This window comes from Nitrospirillum amazonense (assembly GCF_029594735.1).
Lineage (GTDB): Bacteria > Pseudomonadota > Alphaproteobacteria > Azospirillales > Azospirillaceae > Nitrospirillum > Nitrospirillum amazonense.
The window spans coordinates 297,056-318,686 of record NZ_JARPAF010000004.1; the positions used below are offsets into that span (position 1 = coordinate 297,056).

Below are 21,631 nucleotides of genomic sequence, written 5' to 3' on the forward strand. Positions count from 1 at the left end.
CGAGGCCCCGCCCGTTGTTTTTGGCGCTGGGCCGTTCTGATCAGGCCAGGGCGGCGTCGAGCGTGATCTCGGCGTTTAGCACCCGCGACACCGGGCAGTTGGCCTTGGCCTCGGCGGCCAGGTCCTGGAACTTGCCGGGCTCGATGCCTGGAATCTTGGCGCGCACCGTCAGCTTGACAGCGGAAATGCGCCAGCCGCCGCCTTCGCCTTCCATGGTCAGCACGGCGTCGGACTTGATCTCTTCCGGGGTGAAGCCGGCGCCTGACAGCATGAAGGCCAGCGCCATGCTGAAGCAGCCGGCATGGGCGGCGGCGATCAGTTCCTCGGGGTTGGTGCCTTTGCCATCGCCGAAGCGGGCGATGTAGGAATAGGGCACGCTGGACAGCGTGGCGCTCTGCGTCGTCAGGGTGCCGTCGCCATCCTTCCCGGTCCCGTGCCAGACGGCGTTCGCGGTGCGCTTCAACTGGGCCATGACGATCCTCCTCGATGCAATGGAATACACCCTTGGCCGCTCTATCGGGGGCCTGGGCGCTGCGGGTAGAGTAGCAAGCTATCGTGTCAGTTCCATGCGGCGACCCCCGTGATGCGCTGATCGCAACCATTCCAGGCCGTCCATGCACGATCTTCCGCGCCGCCCGCATTGTCCCCCGGCCACGCCGTGAGGTGCCGGCTCCTGTGGGCCAGCCTGCTGACCGTGGCCCTGCTGCATCCGATGGTGGTACGCGCCCAGGCCTATCAGGACAGGGCGTGGCAGAGGGTGGACGCCGCCACCTTGGCCTTCCACGGTGAAATCCTGCCCCGGCGCTTCCTGCCGGGCGAGCATCCGCTCGGCGACGCTGACTTGTTGGCGCGTAACCTGACGCCGGAGACACGGACGCTGGTGTTGGATTCCGGGGGCGGCGACGTGGCGGTCGCTCTGGAAATGGCCCGCCTGATCCATGGGCGGCAGTTGGACGTGATGGTCCAGGGGCGATGCGCCTCCGCCTGCGCCCTGCTGCCCTTCCTGGCGGGACGGCGCAAGATTGTGGCGCCCGGCGGGGTGGTGGAATTCCATTCGACCAACAGCCTGGACCCGCGCGACACGGCCGATGCCCGCGCCCACCTGACGGCGCAGATGGACGCTATCCGTGGCCAGATTCCCAATCTGGCCCAGGACGGCGTGACCGTGACGCCGCCTGACCTGGGGGATGCCACGGTGGAAGCCATCCTGGCCGCCCGCCGCCAAAACGCCGCCAGATTGCGCCAGGCCATCGCGGCGCTCTATGGGGAGTGGGGCGTCGCCGCGGCCCTGTTGGATGATATTGACCAAGCGGCCGACGCCTATCTGGCCGATCATCCCGGCGTGGCACGCGACCAGGTGTGGTGGTGCCTGGCGCCAGCCCTGTTGGCCGGCCGCTACGGGGTGATGGGACTGGAGGCGCCGGCGGGGCCCTTGCCTCCGGACGTGCTGGCCAGTCTGGAGCGCACCGTGGGCGGCGTGCACCTTGTGCGAGAGCGGTAGCACGTTTCAAGAGGTATCGGGCTCAAGAGGTATCGGGCTCAAGAGGTGTGGGGTTCCATCCACCAGCGCCGGCTGAAGGTCAGCACGTCGTCCATCTGCCGGTCCAGGACACCCAGCATGCCGCCGGTCCAGGTCTCGAACGCGGCATTGCCGTCCAGGGTGCGCACGTTCTGCGGCAGGGTCCGAATCAGGGCGGTGGCATTCTCGCCTTGGCCGTAATCATGGCCCAGCTGTTGGAAGTAAAAGCCGGGCAGGGTGAAGCGGGGCCGGCCGCGATAGGCCAGGACCACGGTGTCATAACTGCGCTCATGCAAGGTGGCGGCGGCTTGCATCAGGACGCGCAGCACATCCAGCGGTGTGGCCGTGGGCGCCGTGCCCCAGACGTCCACCACCAGGGTGCCCGGCAGCACCAGGGCCCGGTGATAGGTGACGATATGGACCGGGGTGTTGCGTGGATCCTGGTCCAGCGCGCGGGCCACGGGCAGGGTGACGCTGACCAGATTCCATCCGGCAACGACGATGGCCACGATGGCCAGGCCTAAGGCCCCCTTCACCCACCTGGACAACACCCATACCCCGCCAACCGACGCGCTGGCGCCATGCTAGCGTTCCTATGGAGGATTGCAATCCATAGGCGTAAAACATTCAGATATTAATCTGTTAACGCGAAGTCCATGGCCATTTCAGCATGCAGTCGCGTTGTATCGAATACTGGCAGATCACTGTCGTCCTGACCCATGATCATGCCGATTTCCGTGCAGCCCAGGATGACGCCATCGGCAGCAGCCGCGCGCAGGCGATCCACCTCCGCCAGGATGGCGGCCTTGGAGCCGGGCAGCACGATGCCCCGGCACAGTTCCTCGTAGATGACGCGGTGGACGGTGTCCCGGCCGGCGGCATCCGGCACCAGGGCATCCACGCCATAGTGCTGGGCCAGGTGGCCGCGGTAGAAGTCCTGCTCCATGGTATAGCGGGTGGCCAATAGGACCGGGCGGGTGCTGCCGGCGGCCTTCAGGGCGCGGCCGGTGGCGTCGGCGATGTGCAGCAGGGGGATGCTGGTCGCGGCGCGTACGGCGTCCGCCGACTTGTGCATGGTGTTGGTGCCGATCATCAGCGCCTCGGCACCCGCATCCTGCAGGCGGCGGGCGGCATCGGCCATCAGGGCCCCGGCGCCTGCCCAGTCACCCGCATGCTGCTTGGCCGCCACCTCGGCGAAATCCACCGACCACAGCAGCACGCGGGCGGAATGCAGCCCGCCCAGCCGGTCACGGGCAATGGTGTTGAGATGCCGGTAATAGAGCGTGGTGCTTTCCCAGCTCATCCCGCCGATCAGGCCTAGCATACGCATGGTGGACGCCCCCTTCGCCTCGTGCACGGGAAACGCTCTCACAGCACCATGGCGGCCGCCAGCTTGAACGGCGCACGGGTGCGTTGCACCCGGGCCAGCAGCCAGGCGCCCTCCAGCGCGATGAAAAAGCGCGCCGCCCGCTCCCGCGGGTCGCTGACGCCCAGGCGCTCGGCATGGCCTGCCGTGCGCACGGCCCAGTCCTCCAGCACCTCCGCCACCACGGCGGACAGGCGCGCGGAGTCGGGGATGGCGCCGATGACCAAGGCCGTGACGGGGCAGCCATCGCGCCAGTCCGAGGCCTCGAACCAGTCGGCGATGGTGTCGGCCAGGGCGTACACGCCGTCGGCGAAGGTGGGGGCGTCGGTGAAGGCCTGGTCGATCATGCGGGCGATGCGATGCCCGGCCAGGCGGGCTGCCTCTTCCGCCAGCTCTTCCTTGCCGCCTGGGAAGTGGTGGTAGAACGAACCCTTGGGCGCGCCGCTGACGGCGATGATCTCGTTCAGGCCCACGCCATTGTAGCCCTTGCGCCGAAACAGGGTCACGGCGGTATCGACGAAAAGCTTCTTGGCATCTGACAGGCGCGGCATGCCCCTTAATGCCAATTGTATGTCGGTCGGTCTAGTGATATCCCGTTCTATGGCGGTCACCATAGAACGGATCGCAGCGGACGGGGGACGCGTCGATGGCGGAAGATACAAGCGACCAATCGGTACACATCACCACCCCGGATGGCGCCCAATTGGCCGGCCGCCTGGCCCTGCCGCCGGACGGGCGTGAACCCCGGCTGGCCGTGGTGCTGCATGGCGCCACCGGCGTGCCGCGCGACTACTACACGCGTTTCGCCGCCTGGCTGGCGGCAGCCCGGGGCGCGGCGGTGCTGACCTATGACTACCGCGACTTCGGCGCGTCGGCCGCCGGGCCGGTCACCCGGTCCGACGCCACCATGGCGGTGTGGGGTGTGGTCGACCAGGCGGCGGCGCTGGACTGGCTATGCGATCGGTATCCAGAGGCCGAAATCTGGGTGGTCGGCCATTCCCTGGGTGGCATGTGCCTGCCTTTCCACGCCAACGCCGGACGGGTGGCGCGGTTGATCGCCGTCGCCTCCGGTCCCGCGCATTGGACCAAGCACCCGCTGAGCTACATGCCCTCGGTCATCGCTTTCTGGTTCCTGCTGGGGCCGCTGGCTACCCTGCTTTGCGGGTATCTGCCGGGGCGGCTGCTGGGCCTGGGCGCGGATTTGCCTAAGGGGGTGTTCTGGCAGTGGCGGCGCTGGTGCACCTCACGCGCCTTTTACCGGGTGGATTGGGGTCGGGCCATGCCCTATCCGATGCCCGATCGCATGACGGGGGCCGTCACCCTGGTGGGCATCGCGGATGATGAGATGATGCCGCCGGAACGGGTGCGCCGCCTGGCGGACTTCTACCCGGCGGCCACCATCAGCCACCGGGTCATCACCCCGGCGGAGGCCGGGTCCAAAGCTATTGGCCATCTGCGCCTGTTCACCGAGCGCAACGCCTGGGCCTGGCCGCTGCTGCTGGACGGCACCGCGTAAGGGCCGGTGCCGTCCGGTACCATGCGACCGGACGGCGGAGCTGACCCGGCCCCCTTCCACGGCAGGTTGGGCGGCCGGTGGCTCGGCCGCGAGTGGTATCACGGCACCAGTTGCAGGGTGTTGATGGTGATGTGCGGCCACTGGATCTTCCGTCCCGGGAACTCGGGGGAATCGAAGAACTCCAGGATGACGCGCTGGGCGTACTGCAACTGCAGCTTCGGCTGGTCCGGGGTATGGCCGGGCAGTTCCTCGACCCACAGGACGAAGCGCATCTCCGTGGCATTGGCGTTCTTGACGATGAAGGGCAGGTTCTCGATACCCCCCTGCACCGTCGTATCCATCAGCAGCACGGTCATTTTCGAGAAGGTTTCCGCCGCCGGGAAGGTCAGCAGGCTGAGCGGGTCGGTCGGGTCGAAGCCGGGGAAGCCCGACGAGGGCACATCACCCTTAAAGGGGGTGTCATGAAACTGTTTGTAGGGCGCCAGGTAGGGGTTGCTGAGGTCGCGTGGTCCCGCCCCGATGGGCAGGGCGGAAAAATCACCGATGGTGGCCGGGGCCAGGCTGATGGGCGCGTTGGTGACGTCGATGGACACACCCAGCGTGGTGATGGTGTCGCCGTGGGGAATACTGCCCACACGCGCGACATTCAGCGGGAGGCCGTTCATGGGCGGGGTGTTCGCGCTGATCGTGACTTCATTGGTCAGGTTCAGGAAGAACCCCGGCTCACGGTGAATACCCTCGCCGGCCTTCAGGGGCGAAATCTGCGATCCCATGGAGTCGATGGCGGCAACCTGCGTGACATTCTGGATGTACTGCAACCCTACGATCTTTTGATCATTGGGCGCGCCGCGATTGGGCACGTCGTTTAGTTCGTGGGTGAAGGACAAGCTTTCATCGAATTGATTGAACAGGATACGGAACTTGCCCGACACCCCCCCGGAATGCGCAGCATCGACCGGCAAGGCGATCATGTTCCAACCGCGGCCCTTGCCCACCCAATGACCCGGCAACTGGGCCAGTGGCCCCAGTGCCGGCGAATTCTGTTGCGCGGTTAAGATGCGGCGCCTCAAACCAGGCGCATTTTCCCCCGTCATATTCGGCCTCTCTGAATCGCTGCACATGGGTGCCGGTGGTGCAAGGGGCCGCCGACACAACCACAGAGGTGCAATTCTCGGGGTGTAGCACCAAAAAAAGATTACTGCGAGTCAAAACATCTCTTAATTGCATATGTGATCAAAAGTGACAGGTAAATTGCAAATAATGGAGGTTAAGCACGGTTTAGCTGTAGCAATAAGCCGCCCTCACGCGGGGGATCCAAGCAGGCGGCAACGGGGATGCCTCTAGGCTACGCGCCGGCGCGCCGCTGACCCGGCGGGCGGCCAAGGTAGCGGCGTGCTGGCCATCGATGGATGCCAACCTGCCGGGACTCATCCGTCCCAGCCCGCAGCGCACAACCGCCTGGGCGCTATGGGTGATTTAGGTTAGGCCGCCACGGCTGCGGGGGCGGCGACCGCCCGTTCCAGACGGCCCAGCAGAGTGCCGAACAGGGCGGTTTCCGTCTGGCATATCCGCACCAGGCGGGCGGGTTCCCACGCGCCCAGGGCGCCCAGCCGCGTCGCCATGTCGGACAGGTGGCCCTGTTCCTCCGCCAGCAGGCTTTTCAGCGAGATTTTGGATCCCGCCCCGCGCAACGCCGTCTCATAGAGGTGGTAGAACCACACGGCGCGGAACTCCACGATCAGCGACATGTGCAGGTACAGCACTTTGGAGCGGGGCGGTTCGCCCGCCAGGGCCTGTTCCACGGCGATGTCCAGCTTCTGGAAATACAGACGCCCAGCGGCGGGCGACAGCAGGTCGGCCTGGACATAGTCCAGCGGGCGGCGGGCCACGCCCTCGGCATGGCGCTTGAAGAAGAAGGCGTGGCGTGCCTCTTCCGCCAGGTGCTTCAGGGTGGGCAGGTCCATGCCGGCGCCATGCTGGGTCGCCATGATCTTGTTGCTGCCCATATGCTCCATCAACGACAGCTCGTTTATGAAGCGGGCATGGGACGCGGGCGTGCGCAGGACATCGGCCAGGAAGGCCCGGACACGGGGGACCAGGGGGGCGTTATCGGCCTCGAAGGCGCCGCGCACGGTATCCAACGACTGCTGCATGATTCTGGAACCCTTACACCAACCGGCCTCCGTGACCGGGCGGGCGCACTCTGCGCGCGGCGTTTGGCCCCGGGCAATAGGATTCGCCCACCGTCCAAATAGGGGCCATCATTCGTCGCAGTTATGCCACCATGCGCGCGCAGCCTGACATGGATTGACGAGAACCAGGGTGGAACCTGCCATCATGTCCAGTTATGCGGTACCTGAACGCCCCATGGCCCGGCGCCTCGGCCTTCGCTACGGCGCCATGACCGCGCTCGCGCTGCTGATGACCATACCCCCGTTCATGGGCGATCTGGCGCGCGCCCAAGAGGGTGCGCCGGCCTACGACGATGGCGGCGACCAATATGCGGGCGATCCGCCGGCACGGGTGGGCCGGCTGGCACGGGTGCAGGGCACCGTCTCCTTCCACACCGCCGACGGCACCCAGTGGGACCCCGCCACCCCCAACTACCCCCTCACCAGCGGCAACGCGCTGTGGACCGAGCCGGGGGCCAGCGCCACGGTCGATATCTCCACCACCCGGCTGATCATGGACGGCACCACCGAGCTGGATATCGACAGCCTGGACGACCGCGATTTCACCGCCGACCTCGCGCAGGGCCAGGTCTATGTGCGCATCCGGGGCCTGTTGCCCGGCGAACGCTACAGCCTGCGCACGCCGCGCGGCCTGGTCACGCTGGAGGGGCCCGGCAAGTACGAGGTTTCGGCCGGGGATACTGACACCCCCACCCGCGTCACCGTGCTGGAAGGGTCGGCGCAACTCAGCGGCCAGGGCCTGTCCCTGCGGATCAATGGTGGGCAGACGGGGGAGATCACGGGCGACAATCCGCCCAACGTCAATGTGCGACCCGCCGAACACGACCCCTTCTTGACGGCCATGCTGCGCACCGACCGCGTCGGCTCTTCCACGCCCCCGCCGGACGTCATGGCCATGCCGGGCGCCGACGACCTGGGCGAATACGGCAGCTGGCAGGCCACGCCCGACTATGGGCAGGTCTGGTATCCGCAGGTCGCGCCTGACTGGGCGCCCTACCGCGACGGTCACTGGGCCTATGTCGCCCCCTGGGGATGGACCTGGATCGATGATGCGCCGTGGGGATTCGCCCCCTTCCACTACGGGCGGTGGGTGGATATCCGTGGCCGCTGGGCCTGGGCACCGGGCGGCACCGTCGTTGTCGGCGGGCCGCCGCCCCCGCCGGTCTACGCCCCGGCGCTGGTCGCCTTTTTCGGGGCTGGCGTGGCCATCGGCGTCAGCATCGGCGGCCCCCATTATGACGACAGGGGGCACCCACCCGTCGGCTGGTGCCCGCTGGGCTGGCAGGAACCATACCACCCCTGGTACCGGGCCAGCCCGCGCTATGTGGAGTATGTGAACCGGCCGGTGGTTCGCAACCTGACGGTCGTGAACAACGTCACCAACATAACCATCAACAGTTACGCCAACCGACGTGGCGCCTCGATGATGCCGGCGGACGCCATGGTGGCCGGCCGCTACGGCCGCTATAACGGCGGCGCCCGGCCTTGGGACGAGCATCAGCTCGCCAACGCGCGCGCCGTTGTGGGACGACCGCCGTTGCAACCCACCGTCGCCACCGCCGGTGTGACGCCGCAGGTGGCGCAGCATCTGCACCTGCCCGGCCCGCCGGGCGGCACTCCCGTCCCGCACCCAGCCAACCCCGGCCCCCGTTTCGAGCCACGGGCCGAAGGCGCAGGTCCCCGGCCCCTGGATTTGCGCGGGCCTAATGGTGCCCCTGCCGGAGGTCCGCAGGCCGGTGCTTTCCGGCCGGGCGATCCGCATTCCAACGGTAATGGGCCCAATGGTAACGGGGCCAACGGCAACGGGCCCGGGACCGACCAGCCTGGTGGTTTCCGTCCGACGGACCGCCGGCCGGATGAGCCGGGATTCCATCCGGGCCAACCAGGGACGAACCGACCTGAGGGCGCTGCCTGGGCCAACCGGGGTCCTGGCGGGCTGCCGACCTTGCGCGACCAGAACCAGCCGCCCGGCCCGCCGCCGGTTCATCAGGCGGCGCAGGAACGCCCCGGACCCACAGCCGGTCAGGCGTCCCCTCTCGCGCAGCGGCCCGATGGACCGCCACAGCAACCCAATCACCAGGAAGGGGGGGCGGGCGGCCCCCCGCATTCGGCGGCCCACCCGCCTCAGGGCCAGCCGGGCCCCGCCCAACAGGCCGGGCCCGAACGTCCGCAGGGGGCGCCGGCAGTCCCGCATGGGGAACGCCATCGGCCCGACACGCCAAACTTTGAGGAACGGCGCCAGCCGCGGGGGCCGCAGCCGCCGCACCAGGCCGAGCGCCCCCAACCTCCGCACGAAGTCCATCAGCCGTCCCGGCCGCAGGAGCCGCAGATGCGGCCGCAGTCACCGCCGGAGCCCCGGCCGCATATGGATATGGCCCCCCGGCCCGAACCGCAGCGCATGCCGCCGCCTCAGGCGCGGCCGGAGGCACCGCATCCACAGCCCCTGCAACATCCACAACCGCAGCAGCACCCACAGCCTCAACCGCACGCTGAGCCGCAACATCAGCAAGCGCCGGGCCGCCCCAACGATCCCGGCCAGCCCCATCACAACTGATGGGAATGGCGATCAGACCTGTTCAGCCGTGCGGAAGCCGTCGTGGTGGCGGATCACTTCCTTGATGATGAAGTTGAGGAACTTGGCCGCGAAGTCCGGATCCAGGTGGGCGCCCTCGGCCAGGCGGCGCAGGCGCTCGATCTGGGCCGCCTCGCGGCCTGGGTCGCTGCTGGGCAGGTCAATACGCGCCTTCAGCGCCCCGACCTGCTGCGTGCACTTGAACCGTTCCGCCAGCATGTAGATCAGGGCGGCGTCTATGTTGTCGATGCTGTCGCGCAGGCGCTTCAGTTCGGGATGAATGGCTGGGGCAGGGTGCTCGGCGCCGGACATGGCCACTCCTTGGGATCACGGACGGGCCCGACAGTACAATCCGCCGCCGACCGTCGTCAGTGAAAATTATGAGGGGCTTTTATAACAAACGGTCGTGTGTGCGCTGGAAGCCGCAACAGCCGATGCATAAATTCAGACCTTCCTGAACCAAATTTACGGGGGTGGCCATGGAGGCCGGGGGAGAGACGGGGGCCGCGCCGGGCGGCTGGCAGTTGGCGCAGATGAACGTTGGCACGGCGCTCTACGCCATGGATGACCCGCGCATCGCCGATTTCGTGAACCAGCTGGACGAGATCAACGCCTTGGCCGAAGGCAGCCCCGGCTTCGTCTGGCGCCTGCAGTCCGACAGTGGCAACGCCACCGACATCCTGGTCAGCGACAATCCGCGCTTCCTGGTGAACATGTCGGTGTGGGCCTCGGCCGAGGCACTGTTCGATTACGTTTACAAATCCGCCCATCGCACCGTCATGGCGCGGCGGCGGGAGTGGTTCGAACGGCCCGTGGACATGTACCAGGTCCTCTGGTGGGTTCCCGCCGGCCATCGCCCCACCCCGCGGGAGGGGTTGGAGCGTCTGGCCCATTTGGAACGGCACGGGGCCACGCCCGACGCTTTCACCTTCAAGCAGAAGTACCCGCACCCGGCCGCCCCGCCCGCGGCGCCTCAGGACATGGCGCCGGAACCGCATTGCGTCGGCTGGGAGTGAGCGCGCCCCGGGAAGGTCGCATTAAATCCCGGGGGGTGGCGTTTTTTCGCCACCTTTGGGCGGTGTCATGAAAGTGCCCGGCGAGGCCGGGACCTGTCCATGTCGAAAGGATCGAGACCATGCCCGTCCTGACCCGCTCCACCACCAGCGCCTCCCCGTCCGTCGGCCTGTCCTGGCGTCGTCGCGGGATCGCTGCCCTGGCCCTGGCCTTCGGCCTGGCGTTGGCGCCGTTCATGACGGCCGGCAGCGCCCAGGCCGAGGTGGTCCATCATCGCGTGGTGCATCACCGCCACCATCATCACCACCATCACCACGTGCACCATGTGGCGCATCACGCCCCCGTGCATCATCCCCATGGCTAAAGCCGGGTAACGGCGACCGGGGGCCGGCCCACTTTTGCGGGGTACCCCGCCAATTGGCCGGCTTTCGGCCCCAGATGAAACGCCTTGGCGGAACTTTACGGTCCCCAGGGCGTTTTCATATCCGTTCTGCCCCGCTTACCCGCCGGCCCGGTTCCAGGATCCGGCCCATCCCAGGGGTGCCGTTGGGGCAAAGGGTATACCCCCGCCCGGACCACATTGTTTGCGGTGTTGCGACGTTTTTTCGCCACCATTGGGCGGTCCCCTGATGTCACGCCTTTCTTACAAGGAATGGAGGACGACCCATGTTCACGAAGTTGACCACCGCGGGCTGGGCCCGCACGGCGACCGCGCTGACCCTGGCCGCCGGCCTGGCGTCTGCCCCCGTCTTGAGCGCTGCCGCCTGGGCGCAGACCGCGCCGCCCGAGGGCACGCCCATGCCGGGCACGCCACAATCCGAAGACACGACCCGCAGCGGCACGCCGTCGACCCTGCCGCCGGCGCCGGATGCCACCAGTCCCAGCCCGTCCAATTCCCACGGCCTGCCGGGTGACCGCGCCGGGATGGGCCAGCAGTCAGGCCAGCAGCCCGGTATGAACCAACCGGACGTTTCGTCGCCGTCGACCATGCCTCCGGCCCCGTCGGACCAGAGCGGCTCCATGTCCTCGTCCTCCGGGCAGGCGGTGACGGAAAAACCGCCCGTGGTGCAACCGCTGCCGCCGCATGACCCCAACGACGACAAGGGCAAGGCCGCGAAGTCGTCCAAGGCCAGGAAGTCGGCCAAGCACACCGCCCAGAAGAAGACCGATCCCGGCCAGAGCCCGGAGGAGGCCGCGCCGCCGCCCCCGGCTCCGTCCAGTCCGGACAGCGGCACCACCGGTTCGACCAGCCAGCCGGACAATCCCCGTCTGTAAGGCCCCGTCTGTAAGGTGCGGCCGGACGCGCGCTTGTGAGGCACCGTCCATCTCCCTTCAGGCGCGTTGTGCGAAACCCCCGGGGGCCCGTCCCCGGGGGTTTCGTTGTGACCAGCCCTCTTATTGCCGGCGACGACCTGACCGGCATGGGCCATTCCCCCCGGGGCGCCTGAGCGGCGGGCCAAGGTACCGAGCCTGAGCCGGCCTAGGTGAAGACGAACCCCAACCGCACATTTCCCCAGAGGCGGCGATCGACCACGATGGGGCAATCGATCTCCTTCATGCGCCGTGATCCGCCATCACCCAGGTCACGGTTGTAGGCCTGGATCAGGAAGGGGCGGCTGTTGCGCGCGGCCGCTAGGCCGGTGCGATCCAGATAGCGGCGCCGGCTGCGGGTTTTGCCGTCCGGTTGGGCGTTGTGGGTGGGTACATAACCATTGGTGGCCGCGGCCACGCAGAAGATGATACGACCGTCCTGGGCCAGCGCAGGTTCCTGCAGAGATGGGAACAGCTCATCCGCCAAGGCGGTGTAGGGGGCGATGTATTGCTCCGGCGAGGTCCCGGGAACGGGGTCCAGGGCTTCGCTGAACAGGGCGTCGTGGGTGATGCGACCGTCCCGCAGCGCCTGGATTAGGGCCGCGGTAATGTCGGTGGCCACCTTCCGCGCGGCGGTGATCAGCCCTTCATCCGCGGCGATCATGGCGTAATAAGTGCCTTTCAAGCGCTCCCGCACAGCGGCATCCAGTTGGTGGAAACGTACATGCAGGCCTGCGGGGCTCTGGGCCGCAAGGTTGCAGGGCAGATTGCCCACGCCGTCCAGATGCAGCACGGCGGCGGCGCCGTCCGGTGGCAACGCGACGTCCTTATCCGCCAGCGCCGCCACGGCCCCACCCAGCGACAGGTCCAGGACGCGCGCCGGATGACGTCGCCCATCCAGGGTCACCGCTGCTGCCAGGTCGCACGGAATGCGGTCGGACTCGCGCCGGTCCCCCGCCACCGACTGGCGCAGCACCATCAGCAGGCGCGTCTTCATCTGGCTGACGGCCTGGTTGGTGGCGGCCACCTGGCGGCTGACGGTGCCGGCGGCCAAGCACACGGTGTCCGCTTGGCCGCGGATGTGGTTGACGCTGCTCGACACCTGGGTGGCGACGTCGGCGGATTGCGCGGCGCCTCGGCCGATCTCAGCGTTGGCGGCGGCCTGTTCTTCGACCGCCGCCGCCGTGGCGGTAGCCGCCTGGTCGATCAGCTCAATGGTGTGGATGACGGCGTGCAGGGCCTGAACGCTGCCGTCCACCGCGCTGCGGATGTCCGTCACCTGCTGGGCGATCTGCTCGGTGGCTTTGGCGGTCTGCGCGGACAGGCTCTTCACCTCCCCGGCCACGACGGCAAAGCCTTTGCCGGCATCGCCGGCGCGCGCCGCCTCGATGGTGGCGTTCAACGCCAGCAGGTTGGTCTGGCTGGCGATGTCGCCAATCAGGGCCAGCACTTGGCCCACCTCGGCCGTCGCATGTTCCATGCGGTGCAGGGCCTGGGCGGCGTTGCGGGCGTCCAGCACGGCGCGGCGGGCGATATCGCTGGATCGTGACGCCTGGTGGGCGATCTCCGTCCCCGCCGCCCCCTGTTCCTCGGCCGCGGCGGCCACGGTGGCGGCGGTGCCGCTGGCCTGCGTCGCGGCGGCGGCCACCACCACAGTATCCTGCTGCACCTCCTGGATGTTACCCAGCAGGCCGGTCACGGCGTTCTCCACCTCGGCGGAGGTGCGGTTGATGTCGCGCCAAGTGGCCTCCAGGTCGGTTTCGATCAGCTGACAGGTCTCCAGCAGGGTGCGGCGGGTGGTTTCCTGCTCCCGCGCTTCCAACTCCACCCGCTCCCGCGCCTGATAGGCCAGGATGGCCCTCAGGGCCCGCAGCCGGCCGGCTGCGGCCTGGAAATCGCGCAGGGCCGGCAGGTCGATGACGTGCAAATGGTCGCCCTGGATCAGGGCGTCGATGTCCTGAACCTGGCGGTGCAGGATGGTGCGCAGACGCCGCGCCAGGGTCAGGCACTGGACCAGGGTCGGGGGCACCGCCAACGCCGCCGCCCACCCGGCGGGCAGGCCGGCGGTGGCGGCGGCCAGGCCGGCGGTGGGCACCAGCACCAAGGCGGCCAGCCGGGCGTTCAAGCCGCCCAGCCAGCGTGCGATCGCGTGCGCCACTCCGGTCCCGTGCAGTTGCCCACCGGCCAGGCGGACGCCGCCACCGCCCTGCCGCAGGGCGGTGTATAACCGGTCCGCCGCCGCAACCTCCGCCCGGCCGGGCTTGGTGCGGATGGAGATATAGCCGGTGATGCGGCCGTCCTCCTGCACCGGAGTGACGTTGGCCCGCACCCAGTAATGGTCGCCGGACTTGGCGCGATTCTTCACCAGCCCTTCCCACGGTTGTCCCGCCTGGACCGTGGCCCACAGGTCGGCGAACGCGGCCTTCGGCATATCGGGATGGCGCACCAGATTATGCGGTGCACCCAGCAGTTCCGCCTCGCTGAAGCCGCTGATGGCGATAAAGGTCTGGTTGACAAAGGTGATGCGTCCCTTGTCGTCGGTTCTGGAGACGAGCATTTCCCCTTCGCCGACCAGGATTTCGTTTTGGGTCACTGGGCCGGTGTCGCGCATGTCATTTGTCCTGCCAATTATTGGCGCTGGCTGCGTTGTCCGGCCTTTGTCGTTTATTTTATCGATCTGTGATTGATGTGGCGCAAACCTATACCGAAGAATACGGGCAGTTCATTCGGAAAATAATTTCCTAAACTACTTCCGCACGCGGCGATCGATGATGGCGACGGTGGCCATCCCGATCAGCATGGCCAGGATGAACAGGGGCGCGCCCACCAGGTCCGCCCCCTTTGGGTCGGCCATCGCGACGCCCAGGGCCGCTAGCGCCGGACCGGGGCAATAACCCACCAATCCCCAGCCAATGCCGAACAGGGCGGCCCCGGCCACCAGCCGGCCGTCGATGGCACGGGCGGCCGGCGGCTGGAAGGCGGGTGCCGCCAGGGGCGCCTGCCGACGGCGCCCCAGGGCGAAGCCGGCCGCCGCCACGGGCACCGCCGCCGCCATGACCAGGGCCAAGCTGGGGTCCCAGCCGCCGGCCACATCCAGGAAGGCCAACACCTTGGCCGGGTTGATCATGGATGACACGGTCAGGCCGAACCCGAACATCAGGCCGGCCGCCAAGGCTAGAATGAGACCGCGCATGGGCTCAGCCCCCCAGGACATGGCGGTGGAGAAAAACGGTCAATGCGGCCACGGCCATGAAGACCCCGGTGGCTGTCGCGGAACGCGGCGACAGCCGGGCCAGGCCGCAGACGCCGTGGCCACTGGTGCAGCCGCCCCCCAACCGCGTGCCCACCCCCACCAGCAGCCCGCCGACGATCACCAGCGTGGGGCTGGCCCCGAGTGCGCCGGTTGGCACGGGGCCGCCCGCCAGACGGTACATCACCGGCGCCGCCATGACCCCGGCCAGGAAAGCCAAGCGCCAGACCCGATCGCCCCGTGCGGCGGTCATCAGGCCACCCACGATGCCGCTGATGCCGGCGATGCGACCGAGGCCCAGCCACAGCACGGCTGCCGCCGCGCCGATCAGGGCGCCGCCCATCAGGGCATCCGCGGGGGTGAAGCCGTTCATGGTTGTTCCTCCGGCGCGCAGAACAGGGCGTACAACGCCTCCAGCATCGGGCGTACCTTGTCGGACCCGATGCGGTAGTGGATCACCGTCCCCTCCCGCCGCGTGGCCACCAGCCCCTCATCCCGCAGTTTCGCCAGATGCTGCGACAGGTTGGACTGCGCCAGTCCCAGGTGTTGCCCCAGGGCGCCCACCGTCATCTCCCCCTGCACCAGGGCGCACAGGATCATCAGCCGGTGCCGGCTGGCCAGCGACCGCAGGAAGGCCTCCGCCTCCGCCGCGCGGGCCTCGAGGGACGAGGGGTCGGGCAAATCCATCATACATTCCTAATTTCTAAATTAGACTTGACTAATATATAGGAAGGCACCAGCTTCAGGCAAGCGTTCCGGCGCTTGCCGGACATCTCCTTGAAAGGGACAGCGGCCATGGCCCCCGACGTGCAGGCCTTTTTCGATGATGCCACCAACACCGTGACCTATCTGGTCACCGACCCCGCCAGCGGGGCGGCCGCCATCATCGACAGCGTGCTGGATTTCGATCCCAAATCGGGGCGCACGGGCACGGCCTCGGCCGACCGGATCATTGCTGCCGTGCGGGCGCGGAGCCTGTCGGTACAGTGGATTCTGGAGACCCACATCCACGCCGATCATCTATCCGCCGCCCCCTATCTGCAGCGGGCGTTGGGAGGCCGGACCGGCATCGGGGCGGAGGTGCGGCAGACCCAGGCCATCTTCGGCCGCCTGTTCAACCTGGGGGGTGACTTCGCGACCGATGGCCGCCAGTTCGACCATCTGTTCCAGGATGGGGAGGCGGCGGCCTTGGGCGGGCTGACGGTGCGGGTGCTGCACACGCCCGGTCACACGCCGGCCGACGTCAGCTATGTGATCGGTGACGCGGCCTTCGTGGGCGATACCTTGTTCCAGCCGGATTACGGCAGCGCGCGCACGGATTTCCCCGGGGGCGACGCCGCCACGCTCTACCGTTCCGTCCGGCGCCTGCTGGACCTGCCGCCGGACACGCGACTGTTCACCGCGCACGATTACAAGGCGCCGGGTCGCGACTATTATGCCTGGGAAAGCACGGTGGCGGAGCAGCGCGCCCGCAACATCCACTTGCGCGACGGGGTGGATGAGGCCGCGTTCGTCGTCCTGCGGCGGCAGCGCGACGCGGGCCTGGACACGCCCCGCCTGCTGTTGCCTTCGGTCCAGGTCAATGTGCGGGCGGGGAACCTGCCCCCGCCCGAGGGGAATGGCGTCCGCTACCTGAAAATCCCGCTGGACGCCCTGTAACCGGTCGCTCAGCGATCCGCCGCTCAGTTCTTGGGCGTGGTGCGGGCCAGCAGGTCGGCCAGCTTGTCCTGCCACAGCACCGCCCAGGTGTGGCTGCCGTGGCCGTGGGTCTGGTCGCTGGCCGGGATCAGGATGAACTGGCCCTTGGGAATGCGCTTCACGAGCTGTTCGGCCAGGCCCAGTTCCGGCGGATTGATGAAATCGTCGCCGGAATTGATCCACAGCACCGGCGCCTTGATGGTCTCCAGCTTGGGGGACGGGTCGTAGAAGCGTGACGCGTCCAGCTGATAGATCAGGTCGTTGGCCTCCATGCCGCTCACGTCCAGGATTTTCTCCACCGCGGCGTCGGCCGCCTCGCGGGTGGGATAGGTCTTCTGCATCTGGATGGGGGCGCTGCCGGCGATGGACAGAAGGGCGGCGGCCGTGCGCAGGCCTTCCGTCGGCTGGGTCTTGTATTCGCCGCCCTGCCAGGCGGGGTCGGCCTTGATGGCGGCAATCGACATCTGGCGCCACAGGCGGTTGCGTCCGGCGATGGTCTGCGGCAGGCAGGCCAGAGGCATCAGCGCGTCCATGGCGTCGGGGTAGGTCTCGCCCCAGACGAAGGCGTGCATGCAGCCCATGGACGTGCCCATGACCAGACGCAGATGGTCCACCCCCAGTTTGGTCACCAGCTGATGTTCCAGCGCCACCATGTCGTCGTAGTCATACTGCGGGAAATGGGCGTGCAGGCCGTCGCTGGGCTTGCTGGACTTACCGTGGCCCACGTCGTCGGGCAGGATGATGTAATAGCGCGCCGGGTCCAGCATGCCGCCCGGCTGGAACAGCACGTCGCTGAATTGTGGGCGCAGGAACTGGGCGCCGGTGCCGCCGGTGCCGTGCATGATCAGGATGGCGTTGTCGACATGGCCTTTGGCGTCACGGTGCGGCGCGCCCAGGGTGGTGTAGTGCAGCCGCACCTCGGGCAGGGTCTCGCCGGTCTTGAACCTGAAGTCCTTCACCGTCACGTCACCCTCCTTGGTGACGGGCTTCACCGGTTCGGCGGCCAGCGCGGCAGCGGTGGCCAGCAGGGCGGCGCCCAACAACAAGGGCGCGCCGACGGCGCGGGCGAGGGATCGGATCATGGCGTGAAGGCTCCAGGCGGGGTTCTTATCGTATGCAATATACGCCGACATTCACCCAACCCGGTATATTCCGTTGGTCGGTTCCCATCCCTGGGTGCGACCCTGCCAGGGTCAGCGCGCGGCGGACGGTCCCCGCGCGGCGATGGCCTTGTGCGCCCGGTCCAGGAAGCCGTGGGACAGGGCGTGGTACACCGCCTCCGCCCCTATCATGCGGGCGGCGCCGCAACCGATCAGGCTGCCGGCCATGATGGGCACGGCCATGGCGTGGTTGCCCGTCATTTCCAGCACGATGACGAAGGCGGTGATGGGCGCCTGCACCACACCGGCGAAGTAGGCGACCATGCCCACCAGAACCGCGACCTCGGCATTGGCGCCCGGCAGCAGGTGCCCCAGTTCCGCACCCAAGCCGGCCCCCACGGCCAGGGAGGGGGAGAAGATGCCGCCGGGAATGCCGCTGACGGACGACAGGGCCGTGGCCAGCCACTTGGCCGGCCCGAAGATGGGGGATACCGCGGCGGCGGCCTGCGGATGGGACGCCGCCTCCAGCAGGGCCTTGGCTTGCGCATAGCCGGTGCCATAGGTGTCGCCGCCGGTGGCCAGGCCCAGCAGGGCCAGCGCCAGGCCGCAGAGGGCGGCGAAGGGGACGGGATGGGCCTTGATCCAGCGCCCGGCGCGGCCGGCGTGGCCGGGCCAGTGGCCGATGCCCTTGGCCATGCGGACCACCACCCGGCTGAAGGCGCCGCCGGCCAGGCCGCCGATGGCGCCGCACAGCGGCACTAGCGCCCAGTCCTGCCAGGTGGCCATATGGGCCGTGCTTTGCCCGAAATAGAGATAGTCGCCCTGGATGGCCAGCGGGGCGGCGCCGGCCACCGTCACGGCGGCCAGCACCAGGGCGCCGGTCCGCATGTCGAAGCCGCGCCCCATTTCTTCGATGGCGAAGACGATGCCGGCCAGGGGCGTGTTGAAGGCGGCGGCCACGCCGGCGGCGCCGCCGGCAAGCAACAGGCCGGGAAAGCGTCCGCCGAAGGTGGCGCCCACCCGATGCATGAGCGAGGCGCCCACCTGCACCGTCGGCCCCTCGCGCCCGATGGAGGCGCCGACCGCCAACCCCACCAGGGTCAGCACGATCTTGCCCACCGCCAAGCGGATTGAGACCAGGGCTGTCCGTTCCCGCTGGTCGCGCAGCTCCCGGGCGGCGATGGCCTGGGGTATGCCGCTGCCGCCGGCATTGGGGAAATAGGCCCGCGTCAGCCAGGCTGACAGCGCCAGCCCCGCCGGGGTGAGCAGCAGGGGCAGCCAAGGCCGGCCGGCGATGGCGCCGCCGAACAGTTCCTGCGCCTTGTCCGCCAGGGCGGCGAAGACGACGGCCGCCAGACCCACCAGCACGCCACCACCCCAGAACACCAGCCGCCGTTGCCACCCCTCGCGGGAAAGCCACAGGCGGCGGGTGCGTCGGTATGCTGCCAATGCCATGGGAGGGGGCCCCTTCTCGGGAAATTGTGTCTGGAGGGACGGTGAGGATGTCGACGCACCCTAGACCATGATCCGGCCGGGGGCGACCTGATCCTGTCCTTCATAAAGGTGAACGCAGGCCCGTCGGCCTGTCATGCCTGCGGCCTCGGGGTGGGCGGCCCTGGCGATATCCAGGCCGCGGCGGCGGTTTCAATTCGGCCCGAGTGCCAATTGGGTCCACTGGCTGTAAGGTGCGGCGAATTGACGGACCCTCATGCCTCAAAGGACGTGATCGCCCATGACAGACATGCCCGACGCCGACGAGCGCGCGCGTATACTGCTGGCCCAGGCGCACGCGCGGCTTGATGCGGGCGATGGCGCGGGGGCGGAGGCGCTGTGCCGCGACGCGCTGGCCCAGGATCCCGCCTGCGCCGCCGCGTGGAACATGCTGGGCGCCCTGTTGCTGCAGCGTCGGGACGCGACGGCAGCGGAGTGTTTCGCCCAGGCTGTCCGCCACGGCCCCCAGGTGCTGGAGCATCACCGCAACCTCGCCGGCGCGCTTCACCAGATGGGGCGCTCGGCGGACGCCGCCGCGGCGCTCGGCCGCGCCCTGTCCCTGCTGGGCCCCCACGGCGGGCTGCTGGCGGCCCTGGGCGACGCACGGATGGCCCTGGGCGACACCCCGGGCGCCGTCACGGCCTATCGCGCCGGGCTGGACCATCTGGCGCCCGGCCCTGAGAAGATACGGGTCCAGGGCAATCTCGTGCGTGCCCTGTCCGCCTGCGGTTGGTGGGATGAGGCGGTGGCGGTGGCGCGGGAAAGGGTGACGTCGGCGCCCGGCGCCCTCACCTGGCGCGACCTGGCCAATACCCTGCTGGCAGCCGGCCAGGTGGACGCGGCGGTGGAACCGGCGCTGGCCGCTGTGGCGCTGGCACCCGACCGGGCCGATTTGCGCGTCGTCGCCTCCGCCGTGCTGATCGATGTCAACCGCATCGACGAGGCGGCGACCCAGGTGGCGGCCGCCCTGGCCCTGGCGCCGGACATGGCCGAGGCTCAGGCCAACCGCGGCTTCATCGCTCTGCGCCGGGACGATGCCGCCGGGGCCGCCGCCGCTTTCCGTGCCGCCCTCGATGGCACGCCCGCTGGCGGTGGCCTTCCCTTGGCTGCCCTGCATGAGGGCCTGGGCACGGCCCTGCTGCGCCAGGGCGACATCGCCGGTGGCGCCCCCCATTTCGCTTGGCGCTATCGGATCCCGGGCCTGGGGCCGGCGCTGGCCGGCATATCGGTATGGGATGGCGTGGTCCGGCCCGGTGTCGCGCTGGTGGTGACGGCAACCCAGGGACTGGGCGATGTCATGCACTTCATCCGGTATGCCCCGTTCCTGCGCCAGGCGGGCATGCGGGTCATCTTCCGGGGCATGGCGGCCCTGGTGGAACTGCTGAACGCATCCGGCCTGGTGGAGGGGGCGGGGCCTTTGGCCCAGCCGCTTCCGCCGGATGCCGGCTGGGTGCAGGCCGATTGCCTGGCGCTGCTGCCCCTGGCGGCGACGTCCCTGGGTTTCGCCGCTGATACCGTGCCCTATCTGACGCCGCCGGCGGACGCGGTCCAGCGCTGGGCGGGGGTGCTGGATGGCCTGCCGCCGTTCCGCGTGGCGCTGGTGTGGGCGGGGTCGACCCGCCTGGCCTACCACCGCCACCGGGCGCCGCGCCTGGCGCCCTTGCTGCCGCTGCTGGACGATCCGGCGCTGACGGGCCGGGTGGGCTGGGTCTGCGTTCAGACCGACGATGGGCGGCGCGACCTGGCGACGGTGGGTGCCGCCTTGGCCGACCGGGCGGATTTCCTGGATTTGGGTGATAGACTGCGCAGCCTGGCCGACACCGCGGCCATCCTGGCGCAGGCGGATCTGGTCATCGCGCTGGATACGGGCGTGGCCCATCTGGCCGGGGCCCTGGGGCGCCGGCTTTGGCTGATGCTGGACACGGGCAGCGAATGGCGCTGGTTCTCGGGGCGGGAGGACAGCCCGTGGTACCCGACCGCCCGCCTGTTCCGGCAGCGGCGCCCCGGCGATTGGCCGGGCGTGGTCGCTGACATGGCCGCGGCGTTGCGCGGCCATGTCGCGGAATAGCGGCGGGGCGGCCTGGATGGCCGGGCCCCGCCGCCGGAACTTACTTGCCGTCCTTCGGCGTGCCGGTGCCGTTGAACGCCTCGGTCTTGCCGCCCATGCTGGCGCAGGTGCCGGCCTTCACGGCCTTCCAATCCTGGCCGTCATAGTTCTTGGTGGACTGGCCGGCGCAGGAATGGGTGCCTGAGGCGTTGGCGCAGCTGTTCTGCCCAGCCTTGGAGATGCCATAGCACTTCTCGGTGGCGTCGGCGGCGTGGGCCGGGCCGGCGAACGCCGCCAGCGCCAGGGCGCCGGCCAGGGCGGCCGCGACGGTGACGGCCGTCTGCGGCGTGGCAGAAACGTCGGCGGTCTGCCGGACGGTGGACGAAACACGGGATTGAGACATGGGCCTTCCTCCTGTTGGGGCCGGGTGACGGCCGCGTCGGCCCCTCCGGCTAGGGGGAAGATAGGGCAGGCGGCGATACTTGCAAAACAGCCTTTAGCGCGGATCGTGCGACAAAACGGATAGTATCGTGCGTGCAGGTCTCGAAAGACGGG

Annotated in this window: 22 protein-coding genes; 8 read left to right on the forward strand and 14 right to left on the reverse strand. The window is 68.7% G+C overall.

Features of this window, described 5'->3' with window-relative positions:
* Positions 1–40 precede the first annotated feature (40 nt).
* The gene (locus tag P5F91_RS22090) at positions 41–472 is read right to left on the reverse strand and encodes an OsmC family protein (protein ID WP_004272298.1); all 432 of its coding nucleotides are present in this window, start codon (positions 470–472) and stop codon (positions 41–43) included.
* 186 nt (positions 473–658) lie between these two features.
* On the opposite strand from P5F91_RS22090, the gene P5F91_RS22095 reads away from it, so the two are divergent.
* Positions 659–1,501, forward strand: a complete 843-nt coding sequence (locus P5F91_RS22095; RefSeq protein ID WP_277908285.1) for a hypothetical protein — start codon at positions 659–661, stop codon at positions 1,499–1,501.
* Between the two features lie 38 nt (positions 1,502–1,539).
* On the opposite strand, the gene P5F91_RS22100 is transcribed toward P5F91_RS22095, so the two are convergent.
* From P5F91_RS22100 to P5F91_RS22110, 3 genes are all read right to left on the reverse strand, one after another.
* Positions 1,540–2,067, reverse strand: coding sequence for a hypothetical protein (locus P5F91_RS22100; RefSeq protein ID WP_145608682.1), 528 nt, complete (start codon positions 2,065–2,067; stop codon positions 1,540–1,542).
* Positions 2,068–2,153: 86 nt separating this feature from the next.
* Positions 2,154–2,849: an aspartate/glutamate racemase family protein gene (locus P5F91_RS22105; protein ID WP_277908286.1), complete on the reverse strand. Its 696-nt coding sequence runs from the start codon at positions 2,847–2,849 to the stop codon at positions 2,154–2,156.
* A 38-nt stretch (positions 2,850–2,887) separates the two neighbouring features.
* Positions 2,888–3,436 (reverse strand): TetR/AcrR family transcriptional regulator, encoded by a 549-nt coding sequence (locus P5F91_RS22110; protein WP_186454516.1) that lies wholly within the window; start codon positions 3,434–3,436, stop codon positions 2,888–2,890.
* A gap of 95 nt (positions 3,437–3,531) precedes the next feature.
* Between P5F91_RS22110 and P5F91_RS22115 the strand changes: the two genes are divergently transcribed.
* Positions 3,532–4,401: an alpha/beta hydrolase family protein gene (locus P5F91_RS22115; protein WP_145608679.1), complete on the forward strand. Its 870-nt coding sequence runs from the start codon at positions 3,532–3,534 to the stop codon at positions 4,399–4,401.
* Positions 4,402–4,499: 98 nt separating this feature from the next.
* On the opposite strand, the gene P5F91_RS22120 is transcribed toward P5F91_RS22115, so the two are convergent.
* Both P5F91_RS22120 and P5F91_RS22125 read right to left on the reverse strand, forming a co-directional pair.
* On the reverse strand, positions 4,500–5,522 hold the full coding sequence (locus P5F91_RS22120) for a heme-binding protein (RefSeq protein WP_338424090.1): 1,023 nt from the start codon (positions 5,520–5,522) through the stop codon (positions 4,500–4,502).
* A gap of 360 nt (positions 5,523–5,882) precedes the next feature.
* Positions 5,883–6,554: a hypothetical protein gene (locus P5F91_RS22125; protein ID WP_145608677.1), complete on the reverse strand. Its 672-nt coding sequence runs from the start codon at positions 6,552–6,554 to the stop codon at positions 5,883–5,885.
* A gap of 214 nt (positions 6,555–6,768) precedes the next feature.
* Between P5F91_RS22125 and P5F91_RS22130 the strand changes: the two genes are divergently transcribed.
* Positions 6,769–9,147, forward strand: coding sequence for a DUF6600 domain-containing protein (locus P5F91_RS22130; protein WP_277908288.1), 2,379 nt, complete (start codon positions 6,769–6,771; stop codon positions 9,145–9,147).
* A 12-nt stretch (positions 9,148–9,159) separates the two neighbouring features.
* Here the strand turns inward: P5F91_RS22130 and P5F91_RS22135 are convergent, their stop codons facing one another.
* Positions 9,160–9,477, reverse strand: coding sequence for a chorismate mutase (locus P5F91_RS22135; protein ID WP_145608675.1), 318 nt, complete (start codon positions 9,475–9,477; stop codon positions 9,160–9,162).
* 167 nt (positions 9,478–9,644) lie between these two features.
* On the opposite strand from P5F91_RS22135, the gene P5F91_RS22140 reads away from it, so the two are divergent.
* The 3 genes from P5F91_RS22140 (at position 9,645) to P5F91_RS22150 (ending at position 11,454) form a co-directional block, all read left to right on the forward strand.
* Positions 9,645–10,181: a DUF3291 domain-containing protein gene (locus P5F91_RS22140; protein WP_277908289.1), complete on the forward strand. Its 537-nt coding sequence runs from the start codon at positions 9,645–9,647 to the stop codon at positions 10,179–10,181.
* A 119-nt stretch (positions 10,182–10,300) separates the two neighbouring features.
* Positions 10,301–10,543 (forward strand): hypothetical protein, encoded by a 243-nt coding sequence (locus tag P5F91_RS22145; RefSeq protein ID WP_145608674.1) that lies wholly within the window; start codon positions 10,301–10,303, stop codon positions 10,541–10,543.
* 302 nt (positions 10,544–10,845) lie between these two features.
* The gene (locus P5F91_RS22150) at positions 10,846–11,454 is read left to right on the forward strand and encodes a hypothetical protein (RefSeq protein ID WP_277908290.1); all 609 of its coding nucleotides are present in this window, start codon (positions 10,846–10,848) and stop codon (positions 11,452–11,454) included.
* Between the two features lie 205 nt (positions 11,455–11,659).
* Here the strand turns inward: P5F91_RS22150 and P5F91_RS22155 are convergent, their stop codons facing one another.
* From P5F91_RS22155 to P5F91_RS22170, 4 genes are all read right to left on the reverse strand, one after another.
* Positions 11,660–14,101 (reverse strand): methyl-accepting chemotaxis protein, encoded by a 2,442-nt coding sequence (locus P5F91_RS22155; RefSeq protein WP_145608673.1) that lies wholly within the window; start codon positions 14,099–14,101, stop codon positions 11,660–11,662.
* 135 nt (positions 14,102–14,236) lie between these two features.
* Positions 14,237–14,683 (reverse strand): DUF6691 family protein, encoded by a 447-nt coding sequence (locus tag P5F91_RS22160; protein ID WP_277908291.1) that lies wholly within the window; start codon positions 14,681–14,683, stop codon positions 14,237–14,239.
* 4 nt (positions 14,684–14,687) lie between these two features.
* Positions 14,688–15,113: a YeeE/YedE family protein gene (locus tag P5F91_RS22165; RefSeq protein ID WP_145608671.1), complete on the reverse strand. Its 426-nt coding sequence runs from the start codon at positions 15,111–15,113 to the stop codon at positions 14,688–14,690.
* Positions 15,110–15,430, reverse strand: a complete 321-nt coding sequence (locus tag P5F91_RS22170) for an ArsR/SmtB family transcription factor (RefSeq protein WP_211106812.1) — start codon at positions 15,428–15,430, stop codon at positions 15,110–15,112. The genes P5F91_RS22165 and P5F91_RS22170 overlap by 4 nt, the downstream gene beginning before the upstream one ends.
* 105 nt (positions 15,431–15,535) lie before the next feature.
* Between P5F91_RS22170 and P5F91_RS22175 the strand changes: the two genes are divergently transcribed.
* Entirely contained in the window at positions 15,536–16,399 is an 864-nt protein-coding gene (locus tag P5F91_RS22175) for an MBL fold metallo-hydrolase (protein WP_145608670.1), read from the forward strand.
* A 23-nt stretch (positions 16,400–16,422) separates the two neighbouring features.
* Here the strand turns inward: P5F91_RS22175 and P5F91_RS22180 are convergent, their stop codons facing one another.
* Complete coding sequence (locus tag P5F91_RS22180; RefSeq protein ID WP_277908292.1) at positions 16,423–17,520, reverse strand: alpha/beta fold hydrolase; 1,098 nt, start codon at positions 17,518–17,520, stop codon at positions 16,423–16,425.
* A 111-nt stretch (positions 17,521–17,631) separates the two neighbouring features.
* Entirely contained in the window at positions 17,632–18,993 is a 1,362-nt protein-coding gene (locus P5F91_RS22185; RefSeq protein WP_145608668.1) for a chloride channel protein, read from the reverse strand.
* Between the two features lie 277 nt (positions 18,994–19,270).
* Between P5F91_RS22185 and P5F91_RS22190 the strand changes: the two genes are divergently transcribed.
* Entirely contained in the window at positions 19,271–21,097 is a 1,827-nt protein-coding gene (locus P5F91_RS22190) for a tetratricopeptide repeat protein (RefSeq protein WP_277908293.1), read from the forward strand.
* A gap of 40 nt (positions 21,098–21,137) precedes the next feature.
* Here P5F91_RS22190 and P5F91_RS22195 read toward each other — a convergent pair whose 3' ends face one another.
* On the reverse strand, positions 21,138–21,479 hold the full coding sequence (locus P5F91_RS22195) for a BufA1 family periplasmic bufferin-type metallophore (protein WP_145608666.1): 342 nt from the start codon (positions 21,477–21,479) through the stop codon (positions 21,138–21,140).
* Positions 21,480–21,631 lie beyond the last annotated feature (152 nt).

What these genes read in the sequence shown, in the direction of transcription:
- P5F91_RS22185 (WP_145608668.1), bottom strand. Translation starts at nt 18,993, where the DNA reads ATGGCATTGGCAGCATACCGACGCACCCGCCGCCTGTGGCTTTCCCGC.
- P5F91_RS22105 (WP_277908286.1), bottom strand. Translation starts at nt 2,849, where the DNA reads ATGCGTATGCTAGGCCTGATCGGCGGGATGAGCTGGGAAAGCACCACG.
- P5F91_RS22110 (WP_186454516.1), bottom strand. Translation starts at nt 3,436, where the DNA reads ATGCCGCGCCTGTCAGATGCCAAGAAGCTTTTCGTCGATACCGCCGTG.
- P5F91_RS22090 (WP_004272298.1), bottom strand. Translation starts at nt 472, where the DNA reads ATGGCCCAGTTGAAGCGCACCGCGAACGCCGTCTGGCACGGGACCGGG.
- P5F91_RS22170 (WP_211106812.1), bottom strand. Translation starts at nt 15,430, where the DNA reads ATGATGGATTTGCCCGACCCCTCGTCCCTCGAGGCCCGCGCGGCGGAG.
- P5F91_RS22135 (WP_145608675.1), bottom strand. Translation starts at nt 9,477, where the DNA reads ATGTCCGGCGCCGAGCACCCTGCCCCAGCCATTCATCCCGAACTGAAG.
- P5F91_RS22180 (WP_277908292.1), bottom strand. Translation starts at nt 17,520, where the DNA reads ATGATCCGATCCCTCGCCCGCGCCGTCGGCGCGCCCTTGTTGTTGGGC.
- P5F91_RS22175 (WP_145608670.1), top strand. Translation starts at nt 15,536, where the DNA reads ATGGCCCCCGACGTGCAGGCCTTTTTCGATGATGCCACCAACACCGTG.
- P5F91_RS22155 (WP_145608673.1), bottom strand. Translation starts at nt 14,101, where the DNA reads ATGCGCGACACCGGCCCAGTGACCCAAAACGAAATCCTGGTCGGCGAA.
- P5F91_RS22145 (WP_145608674.1), top strand. Translation starts at nt 10,301, where the DNA reads ATGCCCGTCCTGACCCGCTCCACCACCAGCGCCTCCCCGTCCGTCGGC.
- P5F91_RS22160 (WP_277908291.1), bottom strand. Translation starts at nt 14,683, where the DNA reads ATGCGCGGTCTCATTCTAGCCTTGGCGGCCGGCCTGATGTTCGGGTTC.
- P5F91_RS22120 (WP_338424090.1), bottom strand. Translation starts at nt 5,522, where the DNA reads ATGTGCAGCGATTCAGAGAGGCCGAATATGACGGGGGAAAATGCGCCT.
- P5F91_RS22130 (WP_277908288.1), top strand. Translation starts at nt 6,769, where the DNA reads ATGGCCCGGCGCCTCGGCCTTCGCTACGGCGCCATGACCGCGCTCGCG.
- P5F91_RS22190 (WP_277908293.1), top strand. Translation starts at nt 19,271, where the DNA reads ATGACAGACATGCCCGACGCCGACGAGCGCGCGCGTATACTGCTGGCC.
- P5F91_RS22150 (WP_277908290.1), top strand. Translation starts at nt 10,846, where the DNA reads ATGTTCACGAAGTTGACCACCGCGGGCTGGGCCCGCACGGCGACCGCG.
- P5F91_RS22125 (WP_145608677.1), bottom strand. Translation starts at nt 6,554, where the DNA reads ATGCAGCAGTCGTTGGATACCGTGCGCGGCGCCTTCGAGGCCGATAAC.
- P5F91_RS22195 (WP_145608666.1), bottom strand. Translation starts at nt 21,479, where the DNA reads ATGTCTCAATCCCGTGTTTCGTCCACCGTCCGGCAGACCGCCGACGTT.
- P5F91_RS22140 (WP_277908289.1), top strand. Translation starts at nt 9,645, where the DNA reads ATGGAGGCCGGGGGAGAGACGGGGGCCGCGCCGGGCGGCTGGCAGTTG.
- P5F91_RS22165 (WP_145608671.1), bottom strand. Translation starts at nt 15,113, where the DNA reads ATGAACGGCTTCACCCCCGCGGATGCCCTGATGGGCGGCGCCCTGATC.
- P5F91_RS22115 (WP_145608679.1), top strand. Translation starts at nt 3,532, where the DNA reads ATGGCGGAAGATACAAGCGACCAATCGGTACACATCACCACCCCGGAT.